We start from the raw sequence: 13,044 nt of genomic DNA, 5'->3' as shown, positions 1-13,044 counted from the left end.
CCTGCAATACATTAATGTTGCAGGTTTTTGTTTCTATAATATATAATATTTAAATTTTACCACAAAGGCACAATGCAAGGGCACTAAGTTCACAAAGTCTATCTTTTGTAAGACACGGTAGGACAACTTTGTTGTCTTACAAAGGTCACAAAGTTGTATGGTTGTAGATTGCGTTTCAAAAACTACAGCTTTGTGTCCTTCCATCTTTAGATGGTTACCTTTGCGAGCCTCGTGCCTGATGGATGTTAAATACTTTGTGTCTTTGTGGTAAAAATAAGAGAAATGGGTATGCAGTACTTTTTCAAACAGGTTAGGGTAGTACTAAAAATGTAATTTCCGGTATAAAAATCTAATTTCCGAAAATCGTGAAATTAGCGGCTTATTCCAATAAAATTTATAATTTCCACCCGTATTCCCTCATTGATTATTCCACGCTAAATAGTATATTTGTACTGCTTACATGCACCTTAAACCAATATGCTGCAAACACTTCAAATTAAAAATTTTGCGCTTATAGAGCACCTGCACATCGATTTTTCGGGCAGGTTTTCTACCATTACCGGCGAAACCGGTGCCGGTAAATCCATCATACTTGGGGCGTTAGGGCTGGTGTCGGGCAACCGTGCCGACCTTACTTCGCTTAAAGACAAAGAACAAAAATGTGTGGTAGAAGCACATTTTAAAATATCCGACTATAACCTTACCGATTTCTTTACAGAGAATGACCTGGATTACGAAGATGTAACCATCATCCGCAGGGAAATTTTGCCCTCGGGCAAATCGCGTGCTTTTGTAAACGACAGCCCGGTTAACTTAACCGAATTGCAACAACTGGGCAATTACCTTATAGATATACACTCGCAGCAGCAAACCCGTGAACTAAGCGATGAGCTGTACCAGATGCAGATACTGGATGCCGTGGCAGGCAACGACCAATTGCTTGAAACCTACAAAAAACAGTACACGGCATATAAGTCGGTGGTTACCAAACTAAAAAAACTACAGGAACAAAAAGGCACGCTCTCTAAAGAGCAGGATTACAATACGTTCTTGCTTAACGAACTGGTCGCCGCTAACCTAAAGGCAGGGGAGCAGGAAGAACTGGAAGCTTCTTTAGAAAAACTGAGTAACGTAGAATTTATAAAGGAACAGGTTGCGCGCGCACTGGCTCTGGCTAATGAAGAGCAAATAGGCAGCATCCAAAACCTTAAAGATATAAAAGGGGCGCTGCAAAAAATAAGCGGGCTTTCGCCCGAATATAACGCGTTTTACGAAAGGGTTTCGAGCCTTTTGATAGAACTTGACGATATTGCCGATAGCCTCTCTGAAAACTACGAAACCCTTACTAACGACCCCGAAGAACTGGAGCGCGTTAACCAAAAGCTTCAGCTTATTTATGCCCTGCAAAAAAAGCACCAAGCCGCCACGATAGAAGAGCTTATTGCCATTCAGGAAGAGCTGGAAGGCAAAGTTGTGTTAGTAGAAGGGCTTGATGATGCCATAAAAGATTTGGAAACCCAAGGCGAAAAGGCTAAAGCCGAAACCGATGCCACGGCAGCACTATTGCACGAGCAAAGGCAAAGGGCGGTGCCTATCCTTACAGACAAGATAACGGCGATACTACAACAACTGGGTATGCCTAACGCCCGTTTTAAATTTGAGGTTACAGCATCCGAAGCCTATTATGCTAACGGTAAAGACCAGATGAACCTGCAATTCTCGGCAAACAAGGGTACTGATTTTGGCCTGCTTAAAAAAGTAGCCTCGGGTGGGGAGATGTCGCGTATTATGCTTGCCATAAAGGCAATACTGGCGCAATATTCCAAACTGCCTACCATAATATTTGATGAGATAGATACAGGGGTATCGGGAGAGATAGCTATAAAAATGGGCGATATTATGAAGGCTATGAGCAGTACCATGCAGGTGTTTGCCATAACCCACTTACCGCAAATTGCAGCCAAAGGCGACCAGCATTACAAGGTAGCTAAAACTACGCAGGGCGAAACAACGGTATCAGAGTTAAGGCTGCTAACCAAAGACGAAAGGATACGCGAAATTGCCGAAATGCTTTCGGGCAGGGATGTAAGCGAATCGGCTTTAACACACGCAAAAGCATTGCTCAACTAAAAAATCGGGTTATATTTGTCCGTTCAAAAATAATAAGACACACACAAACACATCATTATAACGTTATGATCATAGAACCAAGAATGCGCGGATTTATCTGCCTTACGGCTCACCCCGATGGGGCTGCGGCAAGCGTAAAGAACCAGATTGAGTACATAAAATCTAAAGGCACTATAAACGGTGCTAAAAAAGTGCTTGTAATAGGCGCATCAACAGGTTTTGGCCTTGCATCAAGAATTACCAGTGCCTTTGGCAGCAATGCATCTACCATAGGTGTATTTTTTGAAAAACCGCCTGTAGAGGGTAAAACGGCTTCACCGGGCTGGTACAACTCTGCTGCTTTTGAAACAGAAGCCCATGCCGCGGGCCTGTATGCAAAAAGCGTTAACGGCGATGCCTTTAGCAAAGAAATCAAGCAACAAACCATAGACCTTATAAAAGCCGACCTTGGCCAGGTAGACCTTGTTATCTACAGCCTTGCATCGCCGGTGCGCCAGCATCCTGAAACAGGTGTGCTGCACCGTTCGGTACTAAAACCTATAGGGGGTGTTTATACCAATAAAACGGTTGATTTCCATACCGGTAAAGTATCGGAGATATCAATACAGCCTGCACAGGATGGCGATATAGAAAACACTGTTGCTGTAATGGGCGGCGAAGACTGGGCCATGTGGATCGATGCCCTTAAGGCAGAGAACCTTTTAGCCGAAGGCGCACAAACAGTAGCGTATTCTTATATAGGCCCTGCACTTACAGAGGCGGTGTACCGTAAAGGTACCATAGGCCGTGCAAAAGACCACCTTGAAGCTACCGCTTTTGAAATTACCGACAGCCTTAAAGATATTCACGGTAAAGCGTATGTGTCTGTTAACAAAGCATTGGTTACACAGGCAAGCTCGGCCATACCGGTTATACCGTTATACATTTCGTTATTATACAAGATAATGAAGGCAGAAGGCGTGCACGAAGGTACAATAGAGCAAATACAGCGTTTATATGCCGAGAGGCTTTATACCGGCGGCGAAGTACCTGTTGATGAAAAAGGCAGGATACGTATAGACGACTGGGAAATGCGCGATGATATCCAACAAAAAGTAGCTGCCCTTTGGGAGCAGGCTACTACGGAGAACCTTGCCGAACTGGGTGACCTTGAAGGTTACAGGGACGATTTTTATAACCTGTTTGGCTTTGGCTTAAATGGCGTTGATTATAAAGCCGAAGCTAACGAACTTGTAAATGTTGAAAGCATAAGCGAATAGTTAAAATTCGCTTACAATTATGCCAAAGCCTCCTTTTTTAAGGGGGCTTTGTTTGTTTGGGTGTGAAGTAAACCAATCGTTAAAAACATATTTTATCATTCGTTAATATGTTCAGGGCTTTCTTACAAGATAAAATGCAGGTTTTGACGCTGTTTCAAACGGTTGTTGTGTAATGTTTTGATTATCATTTTATTAAATATGCGTTTTAGGTAATTGTCGCCGTTTTTATCACTTCTGTCGCCCTATTTATGGCTGTGCGGGCTTGTAGTTTAGGGTAATAAGTTATAAATTGATTAAGCGTAAGTTTAAGTTTGTAGCCTATTAATTTACAATTTACTTAAACTATGAAAAAGATTACTTTACTAATTGCGTGCGTGCTTGCAGGGATGTCGGGCTATGCACAATGCGATCCGGTAAGTGTGCCGTATTCGGAGAATTTCGAATCGGTTACAATTCCAGCCTTACCGCCTTGTACCACTAACCAAAATGTGGGTACAGGCAACAACTGGACAACCAGCGTACCAGGAAGCAATGGTTTTACCACGAAGACCTTAACGTACCTGTACAGCCTTAATGCGGCTAATACCTGGTTTTATACCAAGGCATTAAACCTAACGGGCGGCACATCATACAGGCTTACCTATAAGTATGGCAACAATGGTTATACCGAAAGCCTTAAAGTTGCTTACGGTACTGCCAATAACGCAACGGCTATGACCACGGTTCTGGCCGATCAGCCAAGTATTACCAACAGCGATGGCCCGCTTACCAAAACCATCGATTTTACACCGGCTACAACGGGCGTATACTATATTGGTTACAATATCTATTCAATTGCCAACCAAAACAGCCTTTTTGTAGATGATATAACGCTGGATGTTTCTCCGGCATGTATAGAGCCTACCAGCTTAGTTGCTGCTGCAACTACAGAAAATAGCGTTTCATTTTCATGGACGGCTGCTACAGCTGCCCCTGCAAGTGGCTACCAGTACTATGTAAACCAATCGGATACTGCACCAACCGATGCAACCACACCTACAGGTAGCGTAGCAGCAGGTGTTGTTACCGCTACTGCGGGTTCTTTAACGGCGAGTACAGCTTATAATGTTTGGGTACGTTCTAATTGCGGAACTGGCTCTTACAGTACCTGGACAGGCCCAATTAACATTAGCACAATGTGCGATTACGGCGATGTGCTTAGCGTAACCCCGGGTTCGGTTTGCGGCCAGGGGCTTGTAATGCTAAATGCTACAGGTAGCGAAGGATCGGTACTAAAATGGTACAATGCAGCAACAGGCGGCAACCAGATAGGGCAGGGGCCGGTTTTTGTATACTATGTACTGCAAACTACCACATATTATGTTGCAGCGGTTAACGGCGATTGCGAAGGCCCAAGAACACCTGTGCTTGTTACCGTAACACCGGCTACAGCTATTACGCCATCGGCTACAGCCACAAATATTTGTACAGGCGGCAGCACAACGCTTTCGGTTACAAGTACCAACCCTGATTATACGTACAGCTGGTTTCCGGGTAACCTAACCGGGCCAACACAAACGGTTGCTCCTACTGCAACTACCGAGTATACTGTAATGGGTACTGATAGTGCAAACAACTGTACTATTGTAGCTTCTATTACAATAACTGTTGGGGTATACCCTTCAGAAGTTACCATTGCACCGCTTAACCCGGATGTTTGCCAAAGTGCTATCCAAACCCTTACCGCTAACGGCGGAACCATAGGTGGCGAGGCTACCATAGGTACAGGTACAGCCTTAACCGGCGATTATGAGCAGCCTACTGCATTTTGCAACCGTTGGTCAAACTATTGGAGCCAGTCGATATACACTGCTGCCGAACTTAACGCCGCAGGCCTTACAGCCGGTAACATAACCTCTATAGCTTTTGATACCGCTACTATGGGAAGCGCCAGCTCTAACAACAACTTTACGGTTAAAATTGGTACTACCACCATAGGCAGTTTTGAAAACGGTACCTATTTGCCAACTACTGATTTTACAACAGTATACGGCCCTATTGTTCATGGGCACACAGCATCAGGATGGCAGGTAATTACGTTTACTACCCCTTATGTTTGGGATGGCGTATCTAACATTGTGGTAAACATTACACATGATGGTGCCAACGCAGCAGATAACGCACAGACACGTTACAGCGATACTACAGATACTATGGTAATATGGCAGTATAATTATGACGGTTCTACTACGGGAGAGCTTTCTACAAAAAGGCCAAATGTTAAGTTTACAAGCACTTTACCTACAACGGTTACCTGGTCTCCGGTTAATCATTTGTATAGCAATGCACTTGCTACCGTTCCTTACGTGGCGGGTACCGTTGCTAACACGGTATACTTCAGGTCGCCTACAGCAGGTACAAGCACTATAACAGCTACGGCAACATCGTCAATTGGATGTGCTACTTCAGGAACTGTAGAGGTTACCGTATTGGCTACCGAACCTGCAACTGTAGCTGCTACGCAAGCATTTTGTGGTTCAGCTACTGTAGCTAACTTAACTGCTACGGGTACAGCATTACAATGGTATACTGTTGGTATTGGTGGTACGCCACTTGCATCTGCAACTGCACTTGTTAACGGTACAACATACTACGTATCTCAAACCGTTAATGGTTGCGAAAGCGGAATCAGGATGCCATCTACCGTTCAGGTAACTACAACTGTTGCACCGGCTGTTGCAATATCACAAGTATTTTGTACAGCTGCTACTGTAGCTAACCTTTCTGTTACAGGTGGTACTGCGGTACAATGGTATGCTGCTGCAACGGGCGGAACTCCTATTGCACAGGATGTTGCCCTTGTAAACGGGTCGGTATACTATGCATCACAAACTGTTTCTACGTGCGAGAGTACAGATCGTACTGCTGTAACCGTTACACTATCAACTACGGTGGCCGATGATCCGGCTGATGTTACTACATGTAACGCTTATATATTACCGGCCTTAACAAACGGTAATTATTACACAGGTGCTAACGGTACAGGCACTATGCTTGCAGCCGGAGCAACGATTGATGCTACCGCTACTTTATATGTATATGCACAATCTGGCACTACGCCAAACTGTACTGCCCAAAACGAATTTACAGTTACAATTACCACTGTTGATGCGCCATCGGGCGCTGAAACACAAACCATAGCACTTGGTACAGGCGAAACGGCTATATTATCTGACATTGAGGTTACTGCTACAGGTACTGTAACATGGTATCCTACCGAAGAAGCTGCTTTAGCCGGCACGGGTGCATTACCTGTAGGTACCGTATTAGTAACAGGTACCACATATTATGCTACACAAACCATAGGTGAGTGTACAAGCACAGAGGTTTTTGAAGTAACAATTACCCTTACATTAGGTACTAAAGATTTTGATGCCAGTGCCCTTAAATATTACCCTAACCCCGTAAGCAATAATCTTACAATATCCTATTCATCTGAAATAACTGCGGTTAATGTTACTAATTTATTAGGGCAGCAGGTTTTATCAGTTACTCCTAACGTAACCAACACTACAGTAGATATGTCCGGCCTATCACAAGGAACTTATCTTGTTACTGTTAGTGCGGCAGGTAGGGTAAAAACGATTAAGATTGTTAAAGAGTAGTAGGCTAATGATCTATTAAAAAGCAAAGGCCATCGGGTAGCGGTGGCCTCAATACATAACCCGGTGCGGAAGTGAAATGTTATAATGTCAACATAACATTAAGAACCCGGGTTAATTTTTTGTTAAACACCTTAGTTTTATGTAATATTATAACAATATTACGTAGAAGTGAATGTTTTTATTTTAAATTGTACGAATTCAACTCATTTTTTAACAGGATATATCGTTGGTGCTTAACATAAATTTAACTTAGACCATTTAAATATTTTATTTAAATGGTCTTGTTTTGTTATGTATTTAACAAAATGTTTGTGTAGTAGATAATAAATCACAGCTGGGTAGGGAGACTGGTTAATTTTTATAGTTTTAATAGCTTTTTAATTAATCATTAATTTACATGAAAAAAATTACCCTACTTATTGCCCTGATGTTTTTTGTCGTCACGGGTAGTTATGCGCAGGCCTCAGCTTACGGCTTTGCGCAGTCTTCAGGTACCTATGTCCCCATTACGGGCGGTACCGTAATCACCTCAACCACAAATTATGCGGTTACTTTAGACTCGTATGTTTCCGGCCAGTTAACGTTTACTACGCCGTTTACTTTTGGAGGCACGAGCTACGACAAGTTTTATGTTACCAGTAACGGTATTGTAAGCCTGGGTACTACTGCCCCAAGCGAATACCAATACAGGTCATTGAGTAACTCTACAGGTACAAACGTTTTGTTTGCCCCAATGAATGCCGACCTTAGTGCTAACGCTACAGGCCTTTCTGAAATACGCTGGGAAAAAGTGGGTGATGAAAACGTTATCCAGTTCAGGAATTTCAGGAGATGGCTAAAAACCGAATCATTTAATTTCCAGGTTAGGCTTAACACGGTAACCGGCGCCATCGCTTTTGTATATGATGGTACGCCACCCTATGCAGCTTCAACAGATTATCAGCCGCAGGTGGGTATTAAAACCGCTGTGGGCGATTACAAAGCGTTAACGGTTGCAGCGGCAGGTTCATGGAACACGCCTACGGTTGTAACTTCAGGAATTTCAGATTCTTCTGTCGCTACATTTAACGGGGCAGTTGGTTTTACCAGCGGCCTTACGTATACCTTTACTACACCGCCGGCATGTGCTGCTACACCGGTAGCTGGTACACCGGGTACAAGCCTGGTGCGTTATGCATGTACGGGTGCGACACCTGCTGTAATTACGGTAACAGGCGCTACAGCTGCTTTACCGGGTATAGTATACCAATGGGAACAATCTACAAACGGTACCGACTGGGTAAACGCCGTGGGTGGTACCGGTGCTACAACACTTAGCTATACACCGGCGGCTTTTGCAGGCACTAACATACAGTACCGCTTAAAAGTAGCCTGTACTAATGCAGGCGATGCTGTTTATACAGTACCGGTTGCGGTTAATAACCAAATAGCTCCGGCAACACAGGCAACCGCTGCTACAGTTACAGCTGCAAATACATTTGCTACATCTTTTAACCTTAGCTGGACAAACGGTAATGGCGAAAGAAGATTAGTAGTAGTAAGTGCATCGCCAATTACAGATCCTGTAAATACTACAGGCCAAACAGTAACTGCCAATGCATTATTTGCAGGTTCTGGCCAGCAGGTAGTTTATGATGGCACAGGTACATCGGTACTCGTAAGGGGGCTTGCCTGTAACACGCCATATTATGTAAAAGTATATGAGTACAACCGTTGCGGCGCTGGTCCTTACGATTATTATTATAACACCGCTACGGGTACAAACGCAATTACAGTTACTACTGCACAATTGCCAACCGCTGTTGCATTGCCTTTAACAAACAACTTTACCGGCTTTACCGGTTCTAACTTGGCTACGGCTGTACCGGGTTGGTATGAGGCTAATATACCAACAGCATCGGGCACTGCCCCGGGTCTTACTTACCCTGCGGGTAATACGTCAGACTGGGTTAGCAGTACTGTACTTGGCGGTACTACAGCTAAATTCAATTTATATTTTGATACAGGTAATGCCTGGATCATTAGCCCTAAAATCAACATCACAGCAAACTCAAGGCTTAAATTTAAAGCTGCAATAACCGAGTTTGCAGGGGGTGGTGTTGATCCTGAGCGTATGATAGGTACTGATGATAAAGTACGTGTTATGGTATCTACAGACGGATGCGGTGCAATATGGACACCTATCTATACTTTTGATGCCTCTAATACAGCTACATTAACTAATGTACTTACTGATTATACTTTAGCGCTTGACGCTTATGTAGGACAAACGATCCAGATAGCTTTTCAGGCTGTTGATGGCCCTGTTAATGATACGCCTGACTATGATTTTCACATAGGTAACATCCTTGTACAATTAACACCTGATTGCGATATCCCGGTTGTACAGGCTGCAACAAACGTAACAAAAAACAGCGCAACCCTTTCGTGGATTGCTCCAACAGTTGGTACGCCAACAGGTTATGAGTATGTGGTTTCTACGACTAATGCTACACCCGTAGCAGCAGGCACACCGGTAACTGCTACAACTGCAAACGTTGCTTCATTACAGCCATCTACAACATACTATGTGTTTGCAAGAACAAACTGTGGCCTACAAGGCTATAGCGAGTGGACGGTAGCTACTACCTTTACAACACTATGCGATTACCCGGATATTACTGCTACAGCTGCTGCCTCTATATGTGGCACAGGTAGTGTAACACTTGGTGCAACATCTACAGGTACACTACGTTGGTTTGCTGCTCAAACAGGTGGCCAGCCACTTGCTACAGGCGCTACTTTTGCAACCCCTCAAATAAGTGCAACAACTACGTATTATGCAGAGGCTTCAACTTTAGGCGCTACCGTTAGTGCGGGTAAACCGGCTCCGGCTGCCACATCTACAGGAAGTGCGGTTACAAACTGGGGTATTGTATTTAATGCAGTACAAACTGTAAACCTGGAAAGTGTTTCGGTATACTCTACTACGGCGGGTACTTTAAATATTAAAGTAATGAATGCTGCCATGACTACCGAGCTTTTTTCTACAGGTAACGTTGCTGTAGCAGCCGGTGGTACTACAACGCCTACTATTATTCCTTTAAACTTTGATGTTCCGGCGGGTACAGGTTACAGGTTGGTAATAAAAGCATCAAGCGGAGTAAACCTTATACGTGATACATCGGGTGTAACATACCCTTATGCGGGTAGCGATGGTGCATTATCGGTAGTATCATCAGAGTGGGGTGGTACAACAACCTCAAGCTACTATTACTTTTACGATGTAAAATACAAGAGCCTTTGTGCCGGCCCACGCCAGGCAGTTGTTGCTACGGTAACCACAGCTACGCCAATTACTGCTTCGGCTTCTGTTTCTGCAGTTTGTGCCGGTGGCCCTGCTACTTTAACAGCTGCAAGTGCTAATGCTAACTACGTTTATGTATGGACGCCGGGTAACCTTACAGGTGTCGAACAAACGGTAAACCCTACAGTAACTACTACATATACAGTAACTGCTACCGATGCCGGTACCGGCTGTGTGGCTATACAAACAGTAACGGTAAATGTAAATCCATTACCTGCTGCTGTAACAATTACGCCTGCTGCCCCGGCGGTATGTGCTAACAACATACAAACATTAGTTGCTACAGGTGGTACAACCCCGGGTAATGCAACTATTGGTACGGCAACTACCCTTACGGGAGATACAGAGCAGCCAACTGCGTTTTGTAACCGTTGGCCAAACTACTGGATGCAGACCATTTATACGGCTGCCGAACTTAACGCTGCGGGCCTAACTGCCGGCAACATTACCTCTATGGCTTTCGAAGTAGCTACTTTAGGTAGTGCAGCTACAAATGCTAACTACACGGTTAAAATAGGTACTACGGCACTAAGCAGCTTTGCTAATGCTACCTACCTTGCTACTACAGGTTATACTACAGTATATGGCCCTCAAACCTATACCCACACAGCATCGGGCTGGCAGGTAATTACCTTTGCAACTCCTTATGTATGGGATGGTGTCTCTAATATCGTGATAAACATTACACACGATGGTGCCGATTCTACCAACAATACCCAAACGTATTACACTGCTACAGCACAAAATACTGTGATATGGAAATACTCGTACACCGGTACAACTACAGAGGGTACTGCATCTCCAAAAAGGTTAAACGTTAAGTTTACAAGCGTTGTACCTTCGGCCATTACATGGTCTCCGGCTACAAACCTGTATACCGATGCTGCTGCTACAACAGCGTATACTGCGGGTGCTAATACCGGTACGGTTTACTTTAAATCGGCTACAGCCGGTGCGGTAACCTATACTGCTACGGCAACATCTGCAAGCAGTTGTACAAGTGCAGGTACGGTTACTGTAACAGTTAACTTAACCGAGGCTCCTGCTGCCGATGCTACACAAACATTTTGTAATGCTGCTACAGTAGCCAACCTTACAACTACAGGTGGTACTGCGGTACAATGGTATGCTGCCGCAACCGGCGGATCTGCCCTTGCAACAACAACTGCCCTTACAGATGACGCGGTTTACTACGCATCTCAAACCCTAAACGGTTGCGAAAGCGCGGTAAGAACCGCTGTTACGGCTCAAATTACGGTTACGGCTGCTCCGGTGGCTACAGCTACACAAACATTCTGTAACGCTGCTACGGTTGCTAACCTTATGGCTACAGGTACTGCGGTACAATGGTATGCTGCTGCTACAGGCGGTACTGCACTTACTGCAGAAACTGCGCTTGTAGATGATACTGTCTACTATGTTTCTCAAACTATTGCAGGCTGCGAAAGTGCAAGGACTGCTGTTACAGCACAAATAAATGTAACTGCTGCTCCGGTAGCCCAGGACCAATTATTCTGTACTGCTGCTACAGTTGCTAACTTAACGGCTACAGGTACAGGTATACAGTGGTATGCTGCTGCAACAGGTGGTACTGCGCTTACCGCGGATACTGCCATTGTTAACGGTACTACTTATTACGCGTCTCAAACAATAGATACCTGCGAAAGCTTAACAAGGGCCGCGGTTGTTGTTACTTTAACAACTACTGTTGCTGATGCTCCTGAAAATGTTGCAGAATGTGGTTCGTATACTCTTCCTGCTTTATCAGCCGGTAACAGCTACTACACTGCTACAGGCGGTACAGGTACAATGATAACAGTGGGTACTGTAATTGAACAAACTACTATACTATATGTATATGCACAATCGGGTACAACACCAAACTGTACCGATGAGAATTCATTTACAATCACAATTACTATTGTAGAGGCTGATGCCCCTGCTAACGTAACTGAGTGTGATGAGTATGTGCTTCCTGCGCTTGCAAACGGTAACTACTTTACTGCTACAGGCGGCACAGGTGCACAATTAGAGGCTGGCGATCTTATAGATGCAACTACTACATTATATGTTTATGCAACATCTGGTACTTGTACCGATGAGAATACATTCACGGTAACTATTAACAGTGCTGCTGCTGTACAGGGTGAGGCAACTCAAACTGTAACGGTTAACAATGCTAATGAAGCTACTTTAGAAGATATTGTTGTTACAGCTACAGGTACGGTTATATGGTATGCAAGCGAAGCTGATGCTCTTGCAGGTACAAATCCGCTTGCTGCAGATACAATGCTTACAGCAGGTACTACGTATTATGCTGTACAAACAATAGGCAACTGTACAAGTACTGAGGTTCTTGCAGTAACCATAGATGTAGTGTTAAGTAAAGAAGGTTTTGATGTTAAAGCATTCACATATTATCCTAACCCGGTAAATAATGTGCTTAACATTTCATACTCTTCTGATATTACATCGGTTAGTGTGTTTAACCTACTTGGACAACAGGTAATTACAACACAGCCTAACGCTACCGATGCTAAAGTTGACATGTCGGCTTTATCTGAAGGTACATATATGGTTAACGTAACAGCAGGATCTTTTGTTAAGACTATAAAGGTTGTGAAAAAACACTAAAAATGTTAAAACCCATAAAGTAATTTAAAGC

4 protein-coding genes are annotated in these 13,044 nt (G+C 44.0%); all 4 read left to right on the top strand.

Annotation, left to right across the window (positions count from 1 at the left end):
* Positions 1-477 precede the first annotated feature (477 nt).
* The gene (recN, locus tag FMM05_RS15535) at positions 478-2,130 is read left to right on the top strand and encodes a DNA repair protein RecN (protein ID WP_143374313.1); all 1,653 of its coding nucleotides are present in this window, start codon (positions 478-480) and stop codon (positions 2,128-2,130) included.
* Positions 2,131-2,195: 65 nt separating this feature from the next.
* Positions 2,196-3,389, top strand: a complete 1,194-nt coding sequence (gene fabV / locus FMM05_RS15530) for an enoyl-ACP reductase FabV (protein ID WP_143374312.1) — start codon at positions 2,196-2,198, stop codon at positions 3,387-3,389.
* 344 nt (positions 3,390-3,733) lie between these two features.
* On the top strand, positions 3,734-7,033 hold the full coding sequence (locus FMM05_RS15525) for an Ig-like domain-containing protein (protein WP_143374311.1): 3,300 nt from the start codon (positions 3,734-3,736) through the stop codon (positions 7,031-7,033).
* Between the two features lie 397 nt (positions 7,034-7,430).
* Positions 7,431-13,013, top strand: a complete 5,583-nt coding sequence (locus FMM05_RS15520; protein ID WP_143374310.1) for an Ig-like domain-containing protein — start codon at positions 7,431-7,433, stop codon at positions 13,011-13,013.
* The last annotated feature ends 31 nt before the right edge of the window (positions 13,014-13,044 follow it).

The sequence above is a fragment of the Flavobacterium zepuense genome, assembly GCF_007097145.1.
GTDB lineage: Bacteria > Bacteroidota > Bacteroidia > Flavobacteriales > Flavobacteriaceae > Flavobacterium > Flavobacterium zepuense.
This window is presented reverse-complemented; position numbering and strand designations above follow the sequence as displayed.

What these genes read in the sequence shown, in the direction of transcription:
- recN (WP_143374313.1), top strand. Translation starts at nt 478, where the DNA reads ATGCTGCAAACACTTCAAATTAAAAATTTTGCGCTTATAGAGCACCTG.
- fabV (WP_143374312.1), top strand. Translation starts at nt 2,196, where the DNA reads ATGATCATAGAACCAAGAATGCGCGGATTTATCTGCCTTACGGCTCAC.
- FMM05_RS15525 (WP_143374311.1), top strand. Translation starts at nt 3,734, where the DNA reads ATGAAAAAGATTACTTTACTAATTGCGTGCGTGCTTGCAGGGATGTCG.
- FMM05_RS15520 (WP_143374310.1), top strand. Translation starts at nt 7,431, where the DNA reads ATGAAAAAAATTACCCTACTTATTGCCCTGATGTTTTTTGTCGTCACG.